Below are 22,399 nucleotides of genomic sequence, written 5' to 3' on the forward strand. Positions count from 1 at the left end.
GGACCGGAGCTTAGCTGCCGGGCATTTCAATGCGCTGGGTGCGGCCCGATTTTTCCAACACGATTCCTTGGGCATCTATGCCCAGAACACGGCTAGACGATACGCGTTCACCGGCAGAGACCGTTTTGATCCGGCCACTGGGCAGACGTACCATGGCTTGCAGGTTGTCCTTCGCGCCGAACAGGCCCAGCAGGCTGAGGCCATGGTGCGGGAGGGCCGAATTCTGAGTGGCGGTCTGGGCGACACGCGCAGGAGTTTTGGAAGAGGTGAGGGAATTTGTCATGGTCAACTTTGATTTGGGGCGGTGGCAAAAAACGGTTTCAAGCCCGCCGTGCCATGCCTGGTAGCCATGCGACTTGAGACAGGCGACTTGTTTAGACAGGCAATTCGGGATCAGCCCGCCAGACCCGGTGAGGCCTGCGCAGGCGGCGAGGAGAGAGAACTGCGGTGGTCGTTCAGGCATCGCCCCATGGTCTGGGCACCTGCCGAGGTGGGCATAGGCCGGGTGGGCGCAAAGTGCGAGGCAAAAGTGCGGGCATCGCGCTCACCGGGCCGTAGATAGGCGGAGCCTTGCGGATCGGCATGGCACAGTGGCAAGCTTTCGCCTGTCTGGGCTGTCCTAGCGGCAGGCTGGCGGTGTTCGGGCAGCATCAGGCTGGTCAGGAATCATAGACCAGCGAAGCCAAATCATGCCCATAGGTATGCAGGAGCTCAAACAGCTCTTCCAACTGGGCTCCGGTGTGCTGCAGCGTCGAGAGCGGATGCTTCGCTTCGGAAATCTGCAGCTCTGGGTATTGGCCTTCGGGACGCATATGCAGCATGCAGGCAACGGGGGTGGTATTGTCCGGCGGGATCGCATTTGCCAGCCAGGCCGGGCGGCTGCCCAGGCTTTCGGTGTCTTGCATATCCAACAGATCAAGATAGGCGTCAAAGTCATCCACCCCAAGATTGGCCCAGGTACCCAGGATAAATTCCTGCCCGTCACTATCGGCCAGCGGCACTGCCAGCACCGCGCGCACAAAACGCAGATCTCCAAGGCGGCAGAAATCATCGGTCAGCACGTCGCCTGTCTGGGCCAGAATGGCAGCGTTATCCTGTACCACAAGATCATCGGGGCACAGATCTGGGCGGTCGCAGCTGAGGCTGAGCAATTGCGCAAAGGTCGCCCCGCAACAACGGCAACGGCGCGAGGAGGTCAGCATACGGGCGAGATGGGCATCCAAAGGGCGGATCTTTCATATGGCCCGGTCAGGGGCGGGAGAGCAGAACAAAGGAAAGGCGCCGATCTGCGTGATCAGCGCCTCTCCCCTATGACGTTGGGGCCCTCTTATCCTGCTTGCGGCGCGAATTCAAACCCTCGTATGTCGACCCGCTGGTGGTGGATCAGCAGGCACTGCACTGGGATAGTTCCGGGCGGGGCGGCGGTCCAAACAGGCGGCCTGAGCGGAATCAGTCGGCCAGTTTCATGCTGTTCCAGGATTCCCCGGGGGCTGGCATGTCCTTGATTTTCTGGCTGACCCGGCCGCTGCTCTCCAGTCCTTCCAGGTAGTCTTGGCTGACGCTGCCAGTGACATATTTGCCGTCAAAGCAGGAACAATCAAAGTCAGTGATATCCTTGTTGCCCTCTTTCGCGGCCCAGACCAGATCTTCAAGACGTTGATAAATAAGCGCATCGGCGCCCAGCTCTTGGCGGATCTCTTCTGTGGTGCGACCATCGGCGATCAGTTCATGCTTGGTGGGCATGTCGATGCCATAGACATTGGGGTATTTCACTGGCGGCGAGGCGCTGGCGATATAGACTTTTTTGGCCCCTGCATCGCGGCACATCTGAACGATTTTCTGAATGGTATTGCCGCGCACGATGGAATCATCAATCAGCAAGAGATTGAGCCCCTTCATCTCAAGCGGGATGGCGTTCAGCTTGCGGCGCACCGATTTTTGCCGCTCGGCTTGGCCGGGCATAATAAAGGTACGGCCGATGTAGCGATTCTTGACCAGGCCTTCGCGGTAGCGAATGCCCATGGAATTGGCCACTTCCAGTGCCACGGGACGGGCAGAATCAGGCACTGGAATGATGCAGTCGATATCCAGATCGGCCTCGATGATCTGCTTGGCAAGGGTTTGGCCCATGCGCAGCTGGGTTTTGTAGACCGAAATACCATCCAGCATCGAGTCGGGGCGTGCCAGATAGACATATTCAAAGATGCAGGGAGTCAGGCTGCCTTCGACGGCTTGGAAGCTGTGCATATTGCCGTCAAGATCGATGAGAATCGCCTCTCCGGGGTTTACGTCGCGCAGTTTTTCAAAGCCATTGATGCCAAAGGCCACATCTTCAGAGGCAAAGGCATAGTCGTCGCCATCGCCTTTGGCGTCGCGGCGGGCAACAGAGAGCGGGCGGATGCCATGCGGGTCGCGAAAGGCCAGCATGCCAACCCCGGCCACCATGCAGATCACCGAATAGGCGCCCTGAATACGCTCCATCGTCATCTTCACCCCGGCAAAGAGGTTGCGAATCGGATCGACTGTGCCGTTGACCTTGATGCTGTCAGAAATTTTGTCGGCCAGCACGTTCAGCAGGATTTCCGAATCCGAAGTGGTGCGCAGATGGCGGCTGTATTTGGCGGTAACCTTGGCACGCTGTTCTGCAGTGTTTGTAATATTCCCGTTGTGTACCAGATAGATACCATAGGGTGCATTGACAAAGAATGGCTGCGCTTCTGCGGCACTCAGCGATCCGGCAGTGGGATAACGGACATGGCCGATTCCAACTTTGCCACGCAGAGTTTCTGCATCTGCTGCGTTAAACACGTCTTTGACCAGACCATTGGCTTTACGCTCGCGAAAGAATTCGCCGTTGTAGGTCACAATGCCAGAGGCGTCCTGCCCACGGTGTTGCAGCATAAGCAACCCGTCATATAGTTCGGCAAAAACCTCGTCCTGTCGGCTCGCGATCCCCAAAATCCCGCACATTGAATAGCTCCAATTTCACTGTAGCGTTGCTGTTCGGTTGCTGCAGGGCCGGGACGCTGCCTGGACACTGCTGAGGCTTCCTAGCTTGGATGGCCGGTAGAATACAGAAGAAAGCAGGGTTTTGCTGTGTCATTTTCTGTTCCGGTCACAATGGCAGGAATATCGCTGCAACCACAGGTACAGATGGGTCACGGCAGATCAGTGAAACCGGGTGCGGATGGCCACAGGGGTGGGGGGGCTGTCTTTATGCCGCTTTGGCGGCGGCGAGCAGATCGTTCAGCAGATCTGGGAAGGGCGCGTCGGCCAGTTCGTCTTCCTGCTCGACCGCCTCGGTCAGGGGGCGGGTCTCTTCGCTGGCCAGAACCTGGCGGGTTTCCGCCAGCGACAGTTCTTTGAAGGCGCCATCAGGGCCACCGGTACCAGCTTGCATCAGCATGCCGCTTTCGGCCCAAATCAGCTCTTCCTCGGCGCATTCAATGTGAATACGGCCCAGACGTTCGGGGCATTCGGGCTTGATCCCCTTGTATCCAGCCAGCGAGATTAGCTTTACCAAGGCCAGAGGCAGGCCGAACAGGCGTTCAACCGCGTCGAGTTCAAGGGCAACCATCTGATCGGCCGGCAGGCGCAGGTCGCAGTCATTGCCAAGGGCCCCGGCAGGCACATGCATCAAAGTGGTGAGGCGTGGAACCGCGTGGCGCAGAGAGACAACTTCTTGGCTGCCGCCATCAAAGGTGTAGACCATATCTCCGGGCTTGAGATCGCGGGCCTGAAGAAAGCCACGATCGGTCTCAACCAGAGTGTCTGGCAGAAAGCCGCCGGTTTTTCTGCGCGGTGCGGCTGGGGCTTCCGCTTCTCGGCACACCATGGGAGAATCCAACAGAAGTCCAACAGGTTGGAAATCGGCAAAAGCGTTGAAATGATCCAGGAGCATGATGGCGTTCCTTCTGAGCGCAGGGCGTGTTCGTCTGTGTTGATCCTATCTGGCCCCGGAATTGGGCCGAAAATGGGGCAGGGGTGCGGCCAATTCCGCGCCCGGGTCATTTTGAGGCGATAAAAGCGGGTTTTTTGCTGTTTTGTTTACCGGTCGCCAGGGGGCTTTGGGGCTTTGTTAATATATTTCCGAAAATTCGCCCTATTTTGAATTACCGCATCAGCCAGTGATTCTACTTGGCGCTTCAGATCATAATAGTTGGCGAGCCGCGCGAACTTATCGCGATCACTATGGACGCCTGTGCGGTTGCACAGAGCATTAAGCGATAAAAAAAGGGCGCCCGTGAGGCGCCCTTGCTTTGTCTCTGTACTTGTCGGTGGTCTACCTTGGTAAACAGATACCGGGCTCAGCTCTCGCAGGTGCCGATCAGCGCCTCGTACTGCTGGGTGACCCAGCCAAGGGCCTGCTCTGGATTGCGGTCTTCGATCTTGCCGATCATCCGCTCAAACACCACGGCAGAACGGCTTTCATCGACAATGGTAAAGTTCTGGCCGGTCATCACCACATTATAAAGGAAGAAGGCAATCGCCACGAGAAGGATGCCGCGCAGCACACCAAAGAAGAATCCAGCCCCCTGGTCCAACCCGCCAAGCGCAGAACGCTGCACCAAAGAGGAAAACAGCGGGGTGAAGAACGACACCACGATCAGTGCGATGGCAAAGACTGCGGCAAAGGCTGCAATGATCGACAATTCACAGCTGTCAGAGATGAATTCCCCAATCACGGGGATCTCTGCCATCAGCGGTTCCACCTGCGGTGCGAACATAAAGGCAAGGATGCCAGCAGCAATCCAGCCTGCAATCGCCATGGCCTCGCGCACGAAGCCGCGCGAATAGGCCAGAAGCGCCGATAATACGATGACCAGGGCCACAACCCCGTCAATAATAGTGAAACCTTCCATGACCCTCGCCCGTTAGCCTGTAAATTGTTTTGGCAACCCTAGCCGGCTCCAAAGAATTCGCCAACAAATCCGGCGAGATCCGAAGCCTGGCGCAGGCCAAGACCTCTGATCGAAACGGATTTGCCACCACTTGGAGCTATTGCAGAGGTGAAACCAAGTTTTTGCGCTTCTTTCAACCGGTTTTCGGTCTGTGGAGCAGGTCGAAGCGCCCCTGAGAGCGATATTTCTCCAAAAACTGCCGTATCTGCCGGAAGTGCCACATCTTCGCGGGCGCTGAGCAGCGCTGCCGCCACGGCAAGATCGGCAGCGGGTTCGGTAATCTTCATTCCACCCGCGACATTGAGATAGACATCCAAACCCGCAAAAGGGATGCCACAGCGCGCTTCAAGAACCGCCAGAATCATCGCCAGCCGCGATGAATCCCACCCCACAACCGCGCGGCGCGGTTGCGAATGCGGCGAGGGTGCCACCAGCGCCTGCATCTCCACCAATACCGGGCGGGTGCCTTCGATACCGGCAAAGACCACCGACCCGGGAGAGGGCTCGCCGCGCCCGGACAGGAACAGGGCCGACGGATTGGTGACTTCGGCAAGCCCGGCGCCGGTCATCTCAAAGACGCCAATTTCATCCGAGGGGCCAAACCGGTTCTTAACCGCCCGCAAGATGCGAAACTGATGACCGCGCTCGCCCTCAAAATACAGCACTGTATCAACCATATGCTCCACGACACGCGGCCCGGCAATCTGGCCGTCCTTGGTGACATGGCCAACCATGATGATGGAGATGCCCTGGCTTTTGGCAAAGGTTGTCAGTTCATGAGCTGCGGCACGAACCTGACTGACCGAACCAGGCGCGCTGTCGACATGATCGGCCCACATGGTTTGAATCGAATCGATGATCGCCAGCTGTGGTCTTTCTGCTTCCAGCGTGGTCAGGATATCGCGCAGGTTGGTTTCTGCAGCCAGTTTCACCGGCGCCTGCGCCAGCCCCAGCCGCTGCGCCCGCATCCGCACCTGCGCCGAGGCCTCTTCGCCGCTGACATAGATGGTTTTAACCCCAGCCTGGGCAAAGCGCGCAGCCGCCTGCAACAGGAGGGTCGATTTACCGATCCCAGGATCACCCCCAACCAGGATGGCAGAGGCCGCAACCAGGCCACCACCAAGCACCCGGTCCAGCTCCGCCACACCACTGGTGGCGCGTGGCGGTGGAGTCTCTTCGGTGGAAAGATCAGACAGCGGGATCGTCTTGCCGCGTCGAATACCAAGTGACTTTTTTGAGGGGCCAGCTGAGGAGAGGCCTTTGTCTTCGACAATAGTGTTCCATTCGCCGCAGCCTTCGCACCGGCCGGACCATTTGGAAAAGCTCGCGCCGCAGGCGGAACAGGAGAAGGTATTTGATTTTGCCATAATGCCTTCTGCCCCATGTTCTATATTTGTTCAAGGGGTGCGAGGCTCTGCCTCGCGCTCCGGGATATTTATAGCCAAATGAAGCAATCCCTGCCTTCATTTGGCTGGAAATATCCTGGGGGTGAGCGCTATAGGCGCGAGGGTGCAAGGCCCCCTTGTCATGCCTTGCTTATCCTGTGTTTCGCCATCAAGCCGAGGACCAGAGAGGCAAGAATGCAGGCTGTGAACATATAAAGCCCCCAGGCGACTTCGATTGTTGCATATGAGACGCCCTTAGCGACAGTAATGTAGAGAGCGATCAAAAATATATCGGCCATGGCAAGCTTCCCCAGGACATGTAGAACGGGGCGGGCGCGCGGATCTAACAAGTTCCACTGGACCAATGCCTGGCCGATGGTTTTGAGGTATGGGGCAAAAATCGCAAAGAAGGTGACCGTGAGGGCCAAGAACACGTCACTGCCCCAGAGGCTTTGCAACCCGGTGATAACCGAGATTTCCGAAAGGCCAAAAATTGGCAAAAGACCTGCCCGCATCAATGGCGCGAACCAGGCCACCGGGTAGAGGATCAGCAGTGAGAGGGTGGCGAGGCGAACTGCCATTATAGGATATCTCTTTGTGTTATTCGCGGCTTATGGAGTCGCCCCGTGACTCTAGGATGCGTTCAGCTCCCAAGGCAAGGAGTTGCGGAATGAGGTGTCCGGAGATAGTCGCTCTTGATGTCTCTTCCGGACCTTTTTTTGCCATCAGAACGGTTTTGCACGCGCGTTCTGGTACCATCCCTAGGTTTTGGTAAAATTGGACGACCAGTAGGCACTGGATGAGCCTTGTGAGGCTGTTACGTCCACCAAGGCCCTATGGGCGGCTAGGTGCTTGGGGCTAACTTCCGCGAAGTTAGTTGACAGCGCCTTTGTCACCGCACTGCCTCGATCGGGCCTTCGGCGCGACCATGGATGAATTGGTCGAGATATGGATCGCCGGACTGGTCCAGATCGGCCACCGGGCCGGCCCATTGGATCACGCCGTCGTGCAGCATGGCGACATTGTCGGCGATGGCGCGCACCGAAGACATATCATGGGTGATAGTCATCGCCGTGGCACCCATCTCGACGACGATTTCACGGATCAGATCATTGATCACCCCGGACATTATCGGGTCGAGACCTGTGGTTGGTTCGTCAAAAAAGATGATCTCGGGGTCGGCGGCGATTGCGCGGGCCAGCCCGACACGTTTTTGCATCCCGCCCGACAGCTCTGCGGGCAGGCGGTCGGCGACATCAGGTTTCAGGCCCACCCGGCGCAGTTTTTCGATGGCAATCGCGCGGGCCTCGTCGGCGGGGCGTTTTAGGGAGCCGCGTTGCAGGCGAAAGGCGACATTTTGCCAGACGGGTAGGGAATCAAACAGTGCACCGCCTTGAAACAGCATGCCAAATCGCGCCAGAAAGGCATCTCGGTCCCCTGATCCGGCGGGCTTGCCATCGACATAGATCTCGCCTGCGTCTGGTTTTATCAGGCCTAATACGCTCTTGAGTGCGACGGATTTACCGGTGCCAGAGCCGCCGATGATCACCATCGAAGAGCCTCTGGGGATCGACAGATTCATGCCCCGCAGGACGCGGTTAGAGCCAAAGGCCTTGTAGACACCATCCATCTTGATCATTGGAGGGGGGGATTGGTCCTGGGTCATAGCGAAAAGAACACCCCTGTGAGGATAAAGTTGGCTGCCAAGATCAGCACCGCGGCGGCTTCGACCGAGGATTTTGTTGCGCTGCCAACCCCCTGGGCACCGCGGCCCGATTGCATGCCGTAGTAGCAGCCCATGGTGGCGGCGATCACCCCAAAGAAGGCACCTTTGACCAGCGAGGAAATCACATCCAGAGGCTCTAGGAAATCGACGGTGTTTTTCAGATAGGCGGCCGCGTTGAAATCAAGGTTATGCACGGCAACCGCATAGCCACCGGCAATGCCGATGATATCGCCGATGCCGACCAGAAGTGGCACCGTGATCAGGGCGGCCAGCACCCGCGGTGCGACCAGATATTGCATCGGGTTGGTCGAAAGCGTCACCAGCGCGTCGATTTGCTCGGTCACCTTCATGGTGGCGATTTCGGCCGCGATGGAAGAGGTCACGCGGGCGGCGATCATCAGGCCTACCAGCACCGGGCCCAGTTCCCGCACCATGCCAATGGCGACGATTTGCGGCACCACCGCCTCGGCGTTGAAACGTGCGCCCCCGGCATAGATCTGCAGGGCCAGGGCACCGCCGGTAAAGACCGCTGTCAGCCCAACCACTGGCAGTGACAACCAGCCGATCTGCAGCAGAGACAGGGCAAATTCACGCGGATAGTACGGCGGGCGCAGCATATGGGTGAAGGTGCTGATCGCAAACAGCGCGACCCGCCCCACCGCAGCTAGCGCCCCCAGGGCGAGGCGACCTAGCCGGGCCAGAAGAGACAGCGGGCTCATCCCTGATAGGTCCGCGCGTAGCGATGGCCCAGCGAGGTCAGGATCTCATAGCCGATGGTATCGGCGGCTGCGGCCAGATGGTCGACCGTCTGCGCCTCGTTCAACAATGACAGGCTGGCAGGAATTTCTTCCAGCGCGCTGATATCAACGGTGATCAGATCCATCGACACGCGCCCCACAACCGGGCAGGCTTGTGCCCCGGCATAGAGCGAAATTCCGTGGTTCATCAACGCACGTTGCAGCCCATCAGCATAGCCTGCGGCAACAGTGGCGATGCGGCGCGGACCCGGCGCAGTCCAGCTATTGCCATAGCCCACGGTTTCACCGGCATCCACCTCACGGGTCTGGATCACCGGCAGGTCAAGCTGCACCACAGGCAGGGCATCGTCATAGGGCGCCCCGCCATAGAGGCCGACACCAGGGCGGCATAGGTCAAAGTGATAGTCACGCCCCAGCAATATGCCCCCCGTTGCGGAGAGCGAGCGCGGCACTTCAATGCCGGCTGTCATCTCATGAAAGCACTGCAACTGGTGGCGATTCATTGCATGGTTTGCGTCGTCGCTGCAGGCCAGATGCGACATCAGCAAAACCGGGTTTTGCCCCAACGCGATATCCCGCACCGCAGCCCATTCGGCGGGCTCCATACCCAGACGATTCATACCGCTGTCCAGTTGCACACCAAAGATATGGCCCGGCAGGGTTTCAAAATGGCGTAGCATCTGATCCAGCGAGTTCAGCATCGGGGCCAGCTGGAATTCTTTCAGCAACTTTGCGTCGCCTTCCATATGGCCGGAAAACACCGAAATTCCGGGGCCGGGGCCAAGAGCACGGCGTAGCGCCACGCCTTCTTCGGCGGCTGCAACAAAAAAGTTACGTGCGCCCGCGCGCATCAATGCCTTGGCCACACGGCCTGCATCTAGCCCATAGCCATTTGCCTTGACGACCGCTGCAGTCTCGCAGTTGGTCATCGCGTTCAGATTTTGCCAGTTAGTCACCAGCGCATCAAGATTGATTGTCAGTTTAGCCGTGCTCATGCCCCTGTTCTTGACATGCGCGGGGCAGGGGTCAAGTGAAATTCGCGGGGAATTCTGTACCTTGTGGCAAGGATCGGCCGCTTGTGGCTTGTTTCTCAAATCTGCGAGGGCATTGAGCAGGAAAAAAAGATTGGCGACAGGAGAGAGAATGGCTGTTTTCAGGCCCGGCGCATCATGCAGACCTTCACCGAAGGCCTGCAAAGCCGTGTATGAAATCAATTGCGAGCTAGAGCGCAGTCCAGAGCTGAAACAGCAGTCCGATGGCAAATGAACCGGTCAGCGCAATGGTGAGATAGAGGGCGAACACTTCTCTTTTGACCAAGGCCCAGACCGCGATCGCTGCCGGGAGCGAACTGACCCCGCCTGCAACCAGAAACGCCATGCCTGCACCCGGGGCCATGCCTTGCCCCATTAGGCCGCCGACCAGTGGCAGGGCTGCATAACCATTAAGATATGCAGGCACACCCACAAGCGTTGCGATTGCGATTGGCGCAAGGCCGGTGCCGCCAAGCGAACGTGCAACCAGATCTGCAGGCAACCAGGCCAGCATCAGGCTTTCAAGGAGGAAGGCGAGGGTCAGCCATTTGGCTAGAAAAAGCGTGGTCTTGATGCCTTCGCGCCAGAATTTTGCAACACGCGTCTCATCGCGCCAGAATTTCCAGACGACTGGCTGCACCGTGCGAACCTTGGCACCGCCGCAGCCGCCATTGCCGACGCCATCGCGCAGCGGATCGGACAGGCCCCCTGCATGGGACAGGATGTGAACGGTAAAACCGCCAAGAATACCCAGCCCCAGCGCCGCCAGCGTTTTTGCAACTGCAAACTCAAACCCCAGCACGCCGGTGGTCAGAAAGAACATCGAAGGGTCCATCACCGGTGAGGCCAGCCAGAAGGCCATGACCGCCGAAAGCGGCACGCCCATTGCCAGAAGCGCGGCGATCAGGGGGATCACGCCGCAAGAACAAAACGGGGAAAGCCCGCCGATCGCCGCAGCGATAAGGATCATGACAACGGGCGATCCGGTAAAGGCCCGCGCGATCAGCCCGTCAGCGCCCGTTGCCCCTGCATAGGCCGCGATTGCGACGGAAAGCGCAAGGAAAGGCGCGACATTGGCGAGGTTCTGCGCCACGAATCCTGCCGTGGTGACACCAAGGGGCATGGCAAAGATGAACAACAGCGCAAGAATAGCTGCCGAGATCAGCCAGATCCGTTCCTTTGTCCAGAGCCGGTGGAGAACGTCAATCGTCCGGGATCGGACAGTGAGAGAAAGGTCAGTCATGTCTATATCCTTAATTTTATAGTTATTTTTACCGATAGAAAAGCGGGCCTTTGCATCAGGCAGCCCCCTTGTGTGCCAACTTTATCCCTGAACAACATTCCGAGGTGAGGAACGACACGGTTTGATGCATGACATCAAAATCAACACGGTTGATGATTTGCCGCCCCTGTCGTTCCTGTGTCACCAGCCCGGCGTCCACCAGCGTCTTGAGATGATAGGCAAGCGTCGATGCCGCCATTCCCAAGTGCTGTCCGATATCACCGATGTTGAGACCATCGTGACCAGCCCGCACCAGCAACCGAAAGATTGTCAGGCGGGCGTCGTGGCCAAGTGCGGCAAGCGATTGAGCAGCGGAGCTATGTTTCATCATAGGAACTAATAAAACTACAAATATGGTTTTGTCAAGTCGCCCGATGCGAGTCATCGCACCAAAGCAAAGGCACCAGCAGTGTCGTGGCCGATAGCGAAGTCGGCCGGACTGGTCGGGAACGCGCCCCCGCTCAGATTGCCTGGCAGGGGCGGGGATGCCTAATATTCGTCTTCACGTGGGCCGTTTTGCCAGGCCTTGGCCAGGTTGCCAAAACGAGTGAATTCGGCGGTGAAGGACAGTTCAACCGTGCCGATTGGGCCGTGACGCTGCTTGCCGACGATGACTTCGGCCTTGGCGTGCAGGCGCTCCATCGCGGTTTTCCATTCTTCCATCTTGTCGAGCTCATGGTCGCCGGGTTTTTCGCGTTCCTTGTAGTATTCTTCGCGGAACACAAACATTACCACATCGGCATCCTGTTCGATCGATCCGGATTCCCGAAGGTCCGACAGCTGCGGGCGTTTGTCATCGCGGTTTTCCACCTGACGCGACAACTGCGACAGGGCGATCACCGGGATTTGCAATTCCTTGGCGATGGCTTTCATCCCCATGGAGATCTCGGCAATTTCGTTTACCCGGTTTTCGGCCATGCCGCGACAGAGCTGCAGATAGTCAATAACCAGAACGTCTAGCCCATGGGTTCGTTTCAGCCGCCGCGCCCGCGCCGCCAGCTGCGAAATCGGCAGGGCAGGCGTGTCGTCGATGAACAGCGGACAGCTTTCCAGATCCTTGGCGGCCTGGACAAAGCGGCGGAATTCACCTTCGGTCATGTCGCCCTGGCGAATCTTGTGAGAGCTGATTTCCGAGGCTTCGGCAAGGACCCGGCCTGCGAGTTGTTCCGCTGACATTTCGAGCGAGAAAAAGCCCACCACCCCGCCGTCGATCGCGCCTTCGCTGCCGTCTGGTTTGGTGCCCTTCTTATAGGCCTTGGCGACATTGAACGCGATATTGGTCGCCAGCGAGGTCTTCCCCATCGAGGGGCGCCCGGCCAGGATCAACAGGTCGGAGGGGTGCAGGCCGCCTAGCTGTTTGTCAAGATCGGCAAGCCCGGTTGAAATCCCGGCCATGCCGCCGCCGCGCTGATAGGCTTCATTGGTGACATTTACCGCTTCGGTGACCGCCTTCAGAAAGGATTTGAAGCCGCTTTCGGTCTGGCCCTGTTCCGCCAGTTGATAGAGCGACTGCTCGGCTTCGACGATCTGTTCCTTTGGTTCCGAGGCCACATCCACCCGGCGCGCCTTGTCAGAGATGCTCTGGCCTAGGGCGATCAACTCGCGCCGGATCGCCAGATCATAGATCATCTGTGCATAGTCGCGCACCGCAAAGGCAGAAATGGAGGAACCCGCCAATTTGGCCAGATAGGCCGGACCGCCCAGTTCCTTCAGCCCTTCGTCGTCTTCCATAAAGGCCTTGAGCGTCACGGGAGAGGCAAGCGCGTTCTTGGAGATCCGCGCTGCTGCGATTTCATAGATGCGGGTATGGACCGGATCATAGAAATGGCTGGCGTTGATGATCGAGGCGATCCGGTCGTAGACGTCATTGTTGGTCAGGATCGCGCCCAAAAGCTGCTGCTCGGCTTCGACCGAGTGCGGTAGCTCAACCGCTTCGGCGGGTTTGGCGGCCAGGGCGACGGCCATTCCCGTTTGCCCCAGAGGTGCCAACGCCTGGCCACCTGTGATGGCGCCGGGATCAGCAGCGCCTGCGATCATGTCGGGCGACATCTCCTCTGGCATCTCGCTTGAGATGTGATCAGGCATTTCATCCGGCATCGGCGCACTGGGGGCGCCGCCATCATAGGGCGGGGTTTCGTTCATTGCTGCTCTCTTCGCTATTGGCGCCAGTGATAGAGTTTTCTGCCCGGTTTGGGTATCGGGAAATCTTGTGGGTAAGCACGGCTAGCCTGTGGATAACTGCGCAAGGGGTCAATGGACCCGGTCGCTGACCAAGGTCTGGGTCGTCTTAGAAAGAAGTCTGAAACCAAAGACCACAAAAGGCCGCCCTTGCTGTCAGGCGGCCTTGGTCATTGTGGCAAGGGGGCCGTGTTAGCCGGGTTTATTGGTCTCTTGCCAGGCGCGGGGGTCACGTAGAAAGTTCTCCACCTCATCCAAGGTGGCCGGGTCAAAAGCCTCTTGCGCCTTGGCTTCGGCCAGCACATCCCACCAGGTGCACAGGTAATGCAGTTCTACCCCATGGTCGCCCAGGCGTTTGGTGGTTTCCGGGAAGATATCATAGTAGAAGATCACTGCGGTGTGGCCACAGCTGGCACCGGTTTCGCGGATGGCATCGACAAAAGACAGTTTGGAGCCGCCATCGGTTGTCATGTCTTCCACCAGCAGAACCCTCTGGCCCTCTGACATTACGCCTTCGATCCGGGCATTGCGGCCATAGCCTTTGGGCTTTTTGCGCACATAGGTCATCGGCAGGGCCATGCGCTCGGCCACCAGGGCGGAGAAGGGAATGCCCGCAGTTTCGCCGCCAGCGATATTATCAAAGGCTTCGAAACCAGCGTTGCGCATGACCGTCACGGTCATGAAATCCATCAGGGTGGCGCGGATCCGTGGGTAGGAGATGAGCTTGCGGCAGTCGATATAGCTGGGCGAGGGTAGACCAGAGGCCAGGATATAGGGCGTGTCGGTGTTGAAGTTTACCGCGCCGATTTCCAGCAGCATGCGCGCCGACAGGCGAGCGATTTCTTCACGGGTGGGGTAGGCGGTTGGGATCATGGCGTATCCTTTGGGAACTTGGGGACCCGTGGCGCGGGCAGGAGCCTCCGGCGGAGGTATTTAGAGTAAGATGAAACCGGGTGCCTGCCCCCTTTGGGGGCGCTCAGGCGGGCGCGGGTCAGGCAACGGACCAGAAGATCGGGAAGCCGGGGTCAAAGACGGTGACGGGGCCGTCATCGCTGTTGATTTTGGCGGGGAACTGACTGGGCTGGTCGGACTTTACCAGGGTGAGGGTATTTTGGTTTTCGGGCAGTCCGTAAAAGGCGGGGCCGTTTTTGCTGGCAAAGTGCTGCAACTGATCCAAGGCACCATCTTCGTCAAAGACATGGGCAAGCAGCGCCATGGTATTGGTGGCGGTGAAACAGCCGGCACAGCCGCAGCCGCTCTCTTTATTCGGGTCGGTATGCGGGGCTGAATCAGTGCCGAGGAAAAAGCGAGAATCCCCAGAGGTCGCGGCGGCGCGCAGGGCCAGACGGTGCTCCTCGCGTTTGGCCACGGGCAGGCAGTAGTAATGTGGCTTGATCCCGCCCACCAGCAGGTGGTTGCGGTTGATGATCAGGTGGTGGGTGGTGATCGTTGCGCCAAGGTCGCGGGCATTGGATTTCACATAGTCGACGCCGTCGCGGGTGGTGATATGTTCCATCACCACCTTCAGCCCAGGTGTTGCCTTGCGGATGGGGTCGAGCACGCGGTCAATAAACACGGCTTCGCGGTCGAAGATATCGATCTCGGCGTCGGTGACTTCGCCATGCACACAGAGCGGCAGGCCGATCTCGGCCATTTTGTCCAGCACAGGTCGCACCTTGTCAAAGTTGCTGACGCCGCTGCTGGAATTTGTAGTGGCCCCGGCAGGATAGAGTTTGACGGCCTTTACCAGGCCAGAGGCATGGGCGGCGGCAATATCTGCGGGATCGGTGTCTTCGGTCAGGTAGAGCGTCATCAGGGGGGTGAAATCCATGCCATCAGGCAGGGCCGCCATGATGCGGTCGCGGTAGGCGCTGGCCTGCGCGCCGGTGACCACGGGCGGCACCAGGTTAGGCATGATGATGGCGCGGCCAAAATCGCGGGCGGTTTCTGGCAAGACGGCCTGCAGCATTGCGCCGTCGCGCAGGTGCAGATGCCAGTCATCGGGGCGGGTCAGGGTGAGCGTCTGAAACGGGGGCTGGGTCATGGCCTCGCGTTAGCACAGCTGGGCGCAAAGGAAAAGATGCCGGTGCCATCTGCGGGGCTGTAAAAGGTAGTTTTGCCCTGGTTGCTACAGGGGGGAGGGCAGTTTGAAATCGCCCTCGGCGGCGCGTTGTTCCAGGGTGTTCAGGCGGCGGCGAAAGCGCGGGGCGCTGAGCCGCCCCAGAACATTGCGGCACAAGAGAGTTTGCAGATAGGGGCGATCCAATAGGTCAAGCCGCCCCATTAAGGCCCGCAGGTAAGAGGAATCATCGCGCCGTGCCCGGAACAGCCGGGCAAATGCCATGGAATCAAACTGGCCGTCGGCGGCCAGATGCAGAATCTGGTTCAGCAGGCCCATTTTGACCAGTCGCGTCTGCACTGCCGCGCCGAGGTTGGGCACCCGCAGGCGGGTAACGCAGGGGCGGTGGAACAACGCCGCATGCATGGCGTCCAATCGTTCGTAGGGGTCATAAAAGACAAAGGCCTCTTTGGCACCATCCAGCATATCGGGGGCATAGCCATAGCGATCAGTAAAGGAGGTGCGGCGCATTTCGACAAAGCGATCGTCCCATTCCGTTACGCGCGGGTCCAGAGTCGCCTGGGGCTGGATTGCCACCACAGTTGCGCCGGGGGACGCCACAGAAAAGGCCGTCGCCGCATAGCCACAGGGGCCTGCGCCATAAAAGATCACCTTGTCAAATTCTTCAAAGAAACCATCGTCGATCAGTTGGTCAAAAAAGCCAAAGACCTGCTGGTCGCGGAACCAGGTGTCACCCCTGGAAATAAGGCCAAGATGCGACCAGCCTTCTTGCTTCACCATTTCAAAGCCAAGCGGTTGGGCTAGAGGCGAGAGATTGTGCAGGCCCTCTTGGGTTTCAAAGGTAACCAGCAGCGTGTCGCCCTGATCTAGAAAGGTGGCGCAGTGCTTTTCACCCAGGGGCTGGAACATGCCCAGCTCTTCGGTGAGGGCAGCAAGGCGGTCCTGCCACTGGGCGGGTTTCAGACCGGACAGGTCTTCATTCAAGATCTCAAGGTTCTCTTGCATCGCCATAATCCCTTACTCAGGCCGCGGCAGCGGTGGATATCTCTAAGATTTAGGCCCGGAATGCGGCTAAATTAGGAAAAACTCTAGTCGCTTTGCTGACCCCTGCACAGCTTGCTGATCCCTGCACCAGGACCTGTGTCGGAGTTTTGCCTGCGCGTCTGGGCGCAGTCCGGCGGCCTGTCAGGGCGCATCCTTGGCAGAACTCTCTGCGGCGCGGCCCATATTGGCGAATTTGGTCAATGTCTTGGCGGTGACGGCATTTATGGGGCGCGAGGGGGGCGTCATCAGCAGACGGGCGAACAGGGCCCGATAGGGTTCTTGCTGCATCAGCGCGCGAAAGTGTTCATGTCGCCAGGTCACTGAACTAGCGCGCAAACCTGCCAGCGCATGATCCTGCAAGAGGGTCTTTTCCAGGCTGCGGCGGGCGCTGGCGTAGCGTTCGACCGAGTGATCGGTTGCGGTGTTGAAATTGCGCTCAACCCAATAGTCGACCCCCAGCATATCCTGCGCATGAACGGCCCGTCCGCGTGCGGCTTTCAGGACGTAGCTTTCCATTGCGCCCAAGGGATAGTGGTTCAGCTGGGCCAGATCATAGTTGCGGCGGCCAAAGTCGGAGAACAGACGCCGGGATTTGAAGGCCTCCCCCAGTTCGCGCCCGCAGCAATCGAACCAGCGGAACTGGTCCAGCCGGTGCGGATCCTTGACTGACCGGGGGCGGTGGATGCCAATTTTTTGATAGGTGCCATTATTGCGATACAGCGTCTTGAACATCGAGGCGCGCCAGGGCCAGTGGATCACCTCTGGGGCGCAGCGGCGGAACTGCGCGCTTATTGGGCTGTCTTCAAAGCGCAGCACATCATTATTGCCAAACAACCGCCAGGTCAGGGTGATCGCATCGGCTTCTGGCAGGGCGGTCAGCAGGTCTGCCAGGGTGCCGTCGCCGGTCTTGATGTTGACAAATTCATCGACATCCAGCGCCAAGATCCAGTCGGCCTGTTGCACCAGGGGGTGGGCATCGGCACGTTTCATTGCGGTGAACTGGATACCGCCCTTGCCATAGGGGCCATCGTTGCGCAGATGGGTCAGCTGGCCAAGCGCCTCTAAGCGGTCCAGCATGGCATCGGTGCCATCTTGGCAATCATTGGAAAACACCAGGAAATCAGTGAATCCCACGGCCCGGTGATGCGCCAGCCATTCCAACAGAAAAGCGCCTTCGTTGCGGACAGTCAGGATGGCGAGACAGCGCATGTCTTACCAATCAGATCGGAACACGGCGACCTTGCCGTGGGACCAGCGCGGGAAAAACACCAGACCAGCCGCATCCAGGCAGCGAAACACGTTTTGCATGCCGGTCTTGCCGATCCATTGCGGGTGGGTTTCGATGACGACTGCCCGTAGCCCGGTCAGATCCATCTTGGGCAAAAGATCCGCCTCGGCGCCCTCTATGTCGCAGATCAGCACTGTGGGGGCCAGATCGCGGATCACCGCATTGACGTTTCGGGTCGGCACATCGACCTTGGTGCAGTCTTCGCTGTCTTCCATTGGATCTAGAGAGGACGCCAGAAAATTCTTGCGGATATAAAAGGGGGCGGAGCCGTCGCGCTCACCCAGAACCGCATGGGTGACATGGGCGTTGGTCACATTGTTGAGCGCATGCACTTGGGCAATATAGGGCAAAAGCTGCGGGTTGGCTTCGTAGGAATGGACCGATTTCGCCGGAGTCTGGGTGGCCACCAGGGTGGACATGAAGCCAATGCCGGCACCCAATTCCATCACCACATCCTGCGGCTTTATCAGTTTTTTGGCAGCGGTGGCCTCTTTCGCCTCATAGGCATCGTTGCGCAGCAAGGTGCGGATGCGCGGCGGCAGGACGTTGCGGTCCAATGGAAAGCGCATGCCACGGCATTTCAGGATCTTTTGCGGCTTGGCCACATCAGACGGGACGGATCCTGCTGTATCTGCCTGGGGGGCGGTGGGCGTCTCGCTCATGTCTTAGCTCTCCAGATCAAGCGCCAGCGCATAGGCGACGCGTTCGGTTGCGGTCAGTTTGAGGCGCAGCGCCTGTTGATACAGGTCTTCAAATTCGGCCATATCATGCAATTCATCGGCCTTGGCGCGGTGCCAGTCCAGCCCCTTTTGGTGCCAGCTGCGTAGCGCCTTGTCCTGTAGCAGGCGATCATATTCAGCCTGCAACCGCAACAGGTTGCGCTGGATAGTGACATCGCGGTGATCGTTCCAATCCATGCGGATCCAATAGTTGATCCCGATAGAGCGATCCACATGAAGGGCGCGCCCGCGCTGGCGTTTGACCAGAAAACTTTCGGCAGAGCGTAGCGCATAGTGGTTGAGCTGGACCAGGTCATAGCCGATGGATTTGCGCGAGTTGCGCCAGCCATTGTCAACGGCTTCCCGGGTCATGTCGCTGCCTGAACCATTGACCCATTTCACCTGATCGCGCATCGGCTCTGTCAGTTTGTTGGGGCGGTGGCAGCTGATTTTTTGATAGGCACCGATGTTCTTGAACATGGTCTTAAACCCCCAGACCGTATGCGGCTTGGGGCAGTATTTCGGTGCGCAGGCGTCAAACTGGCCAATTACGAACCTGTCGGCCAGGCGGTCCACCCCGTTTGAGCCAAACAGCCGCCAGGTCATCGCGATATTGCTGGCGTCCGGCACCTGATCGAACAGATCCTGCAGCGTGCCATTGCCGCAGCGCACGTTGATGAATTCATCCACATCAATATGGATCACCCAATCCGCATCGCGGATCAGCGGCTCTTTCAGGGATTGGTTTAGCGCATGTTGCTGCGGCGAGTTGCCCTTCCAGTTGTCATTGTTCCGATGCTGCACGATGCCCAGATCCTGTAGGCGGTCCAGCAGTTCGCTGGTACCATCTTCGCAGCCATTGGTGTAGATGAGGAAGTTATCAACCCCAATGGCGCGGTGATAGGCGATCCATTCCAGGATATAGGGGGCTTCGTTTTTCATGCAGCCGACAATGACATTGCCGCTGGATCCATGGGCCAGTTGCCGGGGCGGTATTGCGCGATAGGGCGATTGCGGCTGGTCTTCGCCTTTTTGGCCCAGCGTGTTGTGTGGCTTGAAGGCAGAGTTTTGCAGCATGTCGAAATTTTCCATCGCCAGCGGGCTCATCACGGCAAGGGCGTCTTTGCTGGGTCGGGGGCGCGGGGCCGTTTCGGTCTGGTCCAGATCCTTCAAATCCGCTGCCTTGCCGCGTCTTTCTTCCTTGGTGGCCTTGGTGATGCGGCGCATGAAGGTCAGCAGATACTGTGAGGCGCGATATCCGCGTGTTGTCGCGGCCTCCTCCCAGGGGGGGCTGGGCTTGGTTTCGGCGGAAATGGCCCCGAAGTTGGCGGCCTGCAGCGCCGGGTGCTGGCGGGCAAGAGCCTGATTGGCAGCGGAAAAATACTGTGAGACTGCGGTCAGGCTGCAGGGGTCGATTGGCGCGCCTTCGATGGCGATCTCGTTCAGAAAACTGCGCCAGAGCGGCCGCGGCAGAATCATCTCGCGCTGGGCCAGCAGCTGCAACAGTAAGGTATTAAGCTGTCGGCTGCGCGCCAGCCAGGCGGCAGAGGGCTGTTGCGGCACCTTGGTCTCCGGGCTGCGTCCAATCTGGCCGTCAATGTCAAAGGCGGCGCAGATCTCGTGGGGGGCCTCGGTGCCATAGATGCTTGCGGCGTCAAAGGGGCGAAACGACAATGCGCTGGTGCCAAATGTGGCCTCCCAGTGCTGTTGCAAAGCCATGTAATCGAGCCAGAAAGGCGCGGCTTGGGTCTCTTCAAACTGCCCGGCCTGCGGATCTGGCTGTGGCAGAGTGGCAAGCGCGGCCTGCCACCAACTCATGTTCTGGTCCTGCGCGAGCCTGGCTATCAGCGCCAGCTCCTGGTCTAGCGTACGGTCGCGTCCCTCTAGAATCTGAGCACCGTAGTGATGTGCCAGCGCGCAGGCGGGGCTGTCGATATGGGCGACGATCCGGATGTCATCCGACAGCGGCGTCAGCAGGGCCTTCAACCGCTCCAGCTCGCTTTTGCGGTGCAGTTTTGCCCCAAGCTGTGAGGCCGAGAGGATCAGCCTGTCCGGCTGGGCCCTGTCCACCTCTCGGTGCAGATCTTCGATCAGCTTCTCGCGCAGGCGCGCCTGTTTTTCCGCTGTGATAAAGCCGCGGTTGTAGCGCAGGGGATCAATATGATCCGCATCGGTGACCGCCATGAACAGGCGCGTATGGTTGCTGGAACCGGGCGCGCGAGGAAACAGGATGCCCTTGGCCTGCAATTGGGACCGCTTGTCGGCCATGATGCGTTGCAGATGATCCGCGCCAGCCTGCTCCAGCCCGATATGTAGATAGATCCGCATCAGCTGTCCTGTGCCTTTTTGTTGACATTGGCCTTGCCCCACCAGGGCAGATCACGGTTCAGATGGCGGCCCACCTGGGCCTGGGCATCCGGGCTGGCGATGTCGAGCTCCAGATACCTGGAATCGTCGCGAAACCAATGGGCCAGCGCCTCGTAGTGGCCATCAATCCACCGCATCTGCTGATCGGCGGTTTTGCCATAGCCAATCGGCAGCCCTGGCACCGTACTGGCGGGCAGCCGGGTGGTGCCAAGATTGTTCCAGGCCATGATTGATTTTGAATGGCTTTCAGCATCGCGCCTGGTGGCGATGAAACGCGCCTCTGGGTAAAGGTCTTGCAACGCCTTGATCATGGCAAAATCGAACTGCGGCCAGATCGAGAATTTGCCATGTATAAAGCTGATCTCGCTGACCGCGTCATAGTCCTGCATATATGCCATCGGGTCGCCGACCTCATAAAGCCCCTTATAGAGCAGCGAGCCGACAAAGACGCGGCGCTTGCCGGGGCGGTCTTGCTCGCGCTCTTTCAGGCGGTGATCTGCGACATGATAACCCGCCTGCGACAGCGCCCGGTTCAGGGTGGTGGTACCGGACTTCGGCAGGCCGAGGTTGATGACTTTCAGAACCATGGTGCGCCTCAGTATCCCAGTGCAGGCAACAGGCCCAGATCGGTCAGCAAGGCCTCTTCCTGCGGTGGCAGGGTTGGGGTGGCCAAGAGTTGCCGACGCATTTTCTGATAGGCCGGCTGCGCCAACAGCTGATCGCGCTTGTCCCGGTGTCGCTGCAGGCAGATCTCGTGCAGGGTGGCGATTTCGACGTCAGATTTCAGCGCCTTCAGCGCCTGTTGCAGACCGGGCAGATAGCGCTGGATAGAGCGATCCTCATATGAGGGGTCATTGCGTTCGCGCCAATAGCTGTCGTCAAAGGCGCGGTGCTCGCGGTTGACATCGCCGCGGTCATTCTTGACCAGATAGCTGTCAAGCGAGCGCAGCGCATAGTGGTTGAGGGTGGCCAGATCGCGGCTGCCCTTGGCGGGGAATTTGCGGATGCGGCGGGGATTGTCCGCCACCAGAAACTTGGGCGGTACATCGCGGCCGGATCCATCGCACCAATGGGGGAACCTGCGTGGTGGCAGACCTTTCTTGAAGAAAGGCCGGTGCGCGCCGTAGTATTTCAGCGGAAAATCCTGACGCACCAGGGTTTTGACTTCAATTGCGGTTTCGGCGCACCAGATATCGGGATTATGAGAGCGGCTGAACTGTGCGATCACCGGCTCATCAACAAATGCCTCTATCCCGTTGTTGGCAAAGAACTGAAAGCTAACGGAAATTGCACCGGGGTTGCCACAGGCCGTGATCAGGGCAGGAATGGTATGATCCCCGGTGTGGATATTGAGGAATTCATCCACATCTGCAATCCAGACCCAATCTGCCTCCTGTACCAGCGGCTGATGGGCGGCATCTTTCAGCGCTTCCATTTGGTAATTGCGCCCCTGCGCCGGATTGGGCAGATGGGTCAGCAGGCCACGCGCGGCCAAGGCATCCAGCAATTCAGCCGTGCCATCGGTGCAGTCGTTTGAATAGAAAAGGAAATCGGTGACGCCAATCAGCCGGTTATAGGCGATCCATTCCAGCAGAAACGGGCCTTCGTTCTTGACGCAGGTTACTGCAGTGATGCGCATG

Annotated in this window: 21 protein-coding genes; all 21 read right to left on the reverse strand. The window is 58.8% G+C overall.

Features of this window, described 5'->3' with window-relative positions:
- Window positions 1-10 precede the first annotated feature (10 nt).
- The 21 genes from LRK71_RS01415 to LRK71_RS01515 all read right to left on the reverse strand — a co-directional run bounded on the left by LRK71_RS01415 (window position 11) and on the right by LRK71_RS01515 (window position 22,398).
- Complete coding sequence (locus LRK71_RS01415; RefSeq protein WP_232400555.1) at window positions 11-283, reverse strand: hypothetical protein; 273 nt, start codon at window positions 281-283, stop codon at window positions 11-13.
- Window positions 284-659: 376 nt separating this feature from the next.
- Entirely contained in the window at window positions 660-1,202 is a 543-nt protein-coding gene (locus tag LRK71_RS01420) for a DUF2199 domain-containing protein (RefSeq protein ID WP_232401116.1), read from the reverse strand.
- 247 nt (window positions 1,203-1,449) lie between these two features.
- A complete protein-coding gene (gene purF / locus LRK71_RS01425; protein WP_232400557.1) occupies window positions 1,450-2,970 on the reverse strand; it encodes an amidophosphoribosyltransferase in 1,521 nt (506 codons plus the stop codon).
- A 244-nt stretch (window positions 2,971-3,214) separates the two neighbouring features.
- Window positions 3,215-3,901 (reverse strand): Hint domain-containing protein, encoded by a 687-nt coding sequence (locus LRK71_RS01430; protein ID WP_232400559.1) that lies wholly within the window; start codon window positions 3,899-3,901, stop codon window positions 3,215-3,217.
- A gap of 406 nt (window positions 3,902-4,307) precedes the next feature.
- Window positions 4,308-4,862, reverse strand: coding sequence for a CvpA family protein (locus LRK71_RS01435; protein WP_232400560.1), 555 nt, complete (start codon window positions 4,860-4,862; stop codon window positions 4,308-4,310).
- 38 nt (window positions 4,863-4,900) lie between these two features.
- The gene (gene radA / locus LRK71_RS01440; protein WP_232400561.1) at window positions 4,901-6,268 is read right to left on the reverse strand and encodes a DNA repair protein RadA; all 1,368 of its coding nucleotides are present in this window, start codon (window positions 6,266-6,268) and stop codon (window positions 4,901-4,903) included.
- Between the two features lie 158 nt (window positions 6,269-6,426).
- Window positions 6,427-6,867: a paraquat-inducible protein A gene (locus tag LRK71_RS01445; protein ID WP_232400562.1), complete on the reverse strand. Its 441-nt coding sequence runs from the start codon at window positions 6,865-6,867 to the stop codon at window positions 6,427-6,429.
- A gap of 311 nt (window positions 6,868-7,178) precedes the next feature.
- On the reverse strand, window positions 7,179-7,925 hold the full coding sequence (locus tag LRK71_RS01450) for an ABC transporter ATP-binding protein (RefSeq protein WP_232401118.1): 747 nt from the start codon (window positions 7,923-7,925) through the stop codon (window positions 7,179-7,181).
- 23 nt (window positions 7,926-7,948) lie between these two features.
- On the reverse strand, window positions 7,949-8,731 hold the full coding sequence (locus tag LRK71_RS01455) for an MlaE family ABC transporter permease (protein WP_232400563.1): 783 nt from the start codon (window positions 8,729-8,731) through the stop codon (window positions 7,949-7,951).
- Entirely contained in the window at window positions 8,728-9,765 is a 1,038-nt protein-coding gene (gene alr / locus LRK71_RS01460) for an alanine racemase (RefSeq protein ID WP_232400564.1), read from the reverse strand. The genes LRK71_RS01455 and alr overlap by 4 nt, the downstream gene beginning before the upstream one ends.
- Window positions 9,766-9,991: 226 nt before the next feature.
- Window positions 9,992-11,044, reverse strand: a complete 1,053-nt coding sequence (locus LRK71_RS01465; protein WP_232400565.1) for a permease — start codon at window positions 11,042-11,044, stop codon at window positions 9,992-9,994.
- A 55-nt stretch (window positions 11,045-11,099) separates the two neighbouring features.
- Window positions 11,100-11,414, reverse strand: a complete 315-nt coding sequence (locus LRK71_RS01470) for an ArsR/SmtB family transcription factor (RefSeq protein ID WP_232401120.1) — start codon at window positions 11,412-11,414, stop codon at window positions 11,100-11,102.
- A gap of 158 nt (window positions 11,415-11,572) precedes the next feature.
- Window positions 11,573-13,048, reverse strand: a complete 1,476-nt coding sequence (locus tag LRK71_RS01475; RefSeq protein ID WP_232401122.1) for a replicative DNA helicase — start codon at window positions 13,046-13,048, stop codon at window positions 11,573-11,575.
- A 405-nt stretch (window positions 13,049-13,453) separates the two neighbouring features.
- A complete protein-coding gene (locus LRK71_RS01480) occupies window positions 13,454-14,134 on the reverse strand; it encodes an orotate phosphoribosyltransferase (RefSeq protein ID WP_232400566.1) in 681 nt (226 codons plus the stop codon).
- A gap of 118 nt (window positions 14,135-14,252) precedes the next feature.
- Window positions 14,253-15,305 carry a dihydroorotase gene (gene pyrC, locus LRK71_RS01485; RefSeq protein WP_232400567.1) on the reverse strand — a complete coding sequence of 351 codons (1,053 nt, stop codon included), beginning with the start codon at window positions 15,303-15,305 and terminating at the stop codon, window positions 14,253-14,255.
- An 84-nt stretch (window positions 15,306-15,389) separates the two neighbouring features.
- Entirely contained in the window at window positions 15,390-16,346 is a 957-nt protein-coding gene (locus LRK71_RS01490; protein ID WP_232400568.1) for a phosphoadenosine phosphosulfate reductase, read from the reverse strand.
- A gap of 180 nt (window positions 16,347-16,526) precedes the next feature.
- Window positions 16,527-17,594, reverse strand: coding sequence for a glycosyltransferase family 2 protein (locus tag LRK71_RS01495; protein ID WP_232400569.1), 1,068 nt, complete (start codon window positions 17,592-17,594; stop codon window positions 16,527-16,529).
- 3 nt (window positions 17,595-17,597) lie between these two features.
- The gene (locus tag LRK71_RS01500; RefSeq protein WP_232400570.1) at window positions 17,598-18,335 is read right to left on the reverse strand and encodes an FkbM family methyltransferase; all 738 of its coding nucleotides are present in this window, start codon (window positions 18,333-18,335) and stop codon (window positions 17,598-17,600) included.
- A 3-nt stretch (window positions 18,336-18,338) separates the two neighbouring features.
- Window positions 18,339-20,720: a glycosyltransferase family 2 protein gene (locus LRK71_RS01505; protein WP_232400571.1), complete on the reverse strand. Its 2,382-nt coding sequence runs from the start codon at window positions 20,718-20,720 to the stop codon at window positions 18,339-18,341.
- A complete protein-coding gene (locus LRK71_RS01510) occupies window positions 20,720-21,346 on the reverse strand; it encodes a sulfotransferase (protein ID WP_232400572.1) in 627 nt (208 codons plus the stop codon). Before LRK71_RS01510 ends, LRK71_RS01505 begins: the two co-directional genes overlap by 1 nt.
- 8 nt (window positions 21,347-21,354) lie before the next feature.
- Window positions 21,355-22,398 carry a glycosyltransferase family 2 protein gene (locus tag LRK71_RS01515; protein WP_232400573.1) on the reverse strand — a complete coding sequence of 348 codons (1,044 nt, stop codon included), beginning with the start codon at window positions 22,396-22,398 and terminating at the stop codon, window positions 21,355-21,357.
- Window position 22,399 lies beyond the last annotated feature (1 nt).

It is taken from the genome of Pseudophaeobacter flagellatus (assembly GCF_021228235.1).
Taxonomy (GTDB): domain Bacteria; phylum Pseudomonadota; class Alphaproteobacteria; order Rhodobacterales; family Rhodobacteraceae; genus Pseudophaeobacter; species Pseudophaeobacter flagellatus.

Excerpts from the sequence above, each read along its gene's own strand:
- LRK71_RS01415 (WP_232400555.1), bottom strand. The coding sequence starts at position 283 with ATGACAAATTCCCTCACCTCTTCCAAAACTCCTGCGCGTGTCGCCCAG.
- LRK71_RS01420 (WP_232401116.1), bottom strand. The coding sequence starts at position 1,202 with ATGCTGACCTCCTCGCGCCGTTGCCGTTGTTGCGGGGCGACCTTTGCG.
- purF (WP_232400557.1), bottom strand. The coding sequence starts at position 2,970 with ATGTGCGGGATTTTGGGGATCGCGAGCCGACAGGACGAGGTTTTTGCC.
- LRK71_RS01430 (WP_232400559.1), bottom strand. The coding sequence starts at position 3,901 with ATGCTCCTGGATCATTTCAACGCTTTTGCCGATTTCCAACCTGTTGGA.
- LRK71_RS01435 (WP_232400560.1), bottom strand. The coding sequence starts at position 4,862 with ATGGAAGGTTTCACTATTATTGACGGGGTTGTGGCCCTGGTCATCGTA.
- radA (WP_232400561.1), bottom strand. The coding sequence starts at position 6,268 with ATGGCAAAATCAAATACCTTCTCCTGTTCCGCCTGCGGCGCGAGCTTT.
- LRK71_RS01445 (WP_232400562.1), bottom strand. The coding sequence starts at position 6,867 with ATGGCAGTTCGCCTCGCCACCCTCTCACTGCTGATCCTCTACCCGGTG.
- LRK71_RS01450 (WP_232401118.1), bottom strand. The coding sequence starts at position 7,925 with ATGATCAAGATGGATGGTGTCTACAAGGCCTTTGGCTCTAACCGCGTC.
- LRK71_RS01455 (WP_232400563.1), bottom strand. The coding sequence starts at position 8,731 with ATGAGCCCGCTGTCTCTTCTGGCCCGGCTAGGTCGCCTCGCCCTGGGG.
- alr (WP_232400564.1), bottom strand. The coding sequence starts at position 9,765 with ATGAGCACGGCTAAACTGACAATCAATCTTGATGCGCTGGTGACTAAC.
- LRK71_RS01465 (WP_232400565.1), bottom strand. The coding sequence starts at position 11,044 with ATGACTGACCTTTCTCTCACTGTCCGATCCCGGACGATTGACGTTCTC.
- LRK71_RS01470 (WP_232401120.1), bottom strand. The coding sequence starts at position 11,414 with ATGATGAAACATAGCTCCGCTGCTCAATCGCTTGCCGCACTTGGCCAC.
- LRK71_RS01475 (WP_232401122.1), bottom strand. The coding sequence starts at position 13,048 with ATGGCCGTCGCCCTGGCCGCCAAACCCGCCGAAGCGGTTGAGCTACCG.
- LRK71_RS01480 (WP_232400566.1), bottom strand. The coding sequence starts at position 14,134 with ATGATCCCAACCGCCTACCCCACCCGTGAAGAAATCGCTCGCCTGTCG.
- pyrC (WP_232400567.1), bottom strand. The coding sequence starts at position 15,305 with ATGACCCAGCCCCCGTTTCAGACGCTCACCCTGACCCGCCCCGATGAC.
- LRK71_RS01490 (WP_232400568.1), bottom strand. The coding sequence starts at position 16,346 with ATGCAAGAGAACCTTGAGATCTTGAATGAAGACCTGTCCGGTCTGAAA.
- LRK71_RS01495 (WP_232400569.1), bottom strand. The coding sequence starts at position 17,594 with ATGCGCTGTCTCGCCATCCTGACTGTCCGCAACGAAGGCGCTTTTCTG.
- LRK71_RS01500 (WP_232400570.1), bottom strand. The coding sequence starts at position 18,335 with ATGAGCGAGACGCCCACCGCCCCCCAGGCAGATACAGCAGGATCCGTC.
- LRK71_RS01505 (WP_232400571.1), bottom strand. The coding sequence starts at position 20,720 with ATGCGGATCTATCTACATATCGGGCTGGAGCAGGCTGGCGCGGATCAT.
- LRK71_RS01510 (WP_232400572.1), bottom strand. The coding sequence starts at position 21,346 with ATGGTTCTGAAAGTCATCAACCTCGGCCTGCCGAAGTCCGGTACCACC.
- LRK71_RS01515 (WP_232400573.1), bottom strand. The coding sequence starts at position 22,398 with ATGCGCATCACTGCAGTAACCTGCGTCAAGAACGAAGGCCCGTTTCTG.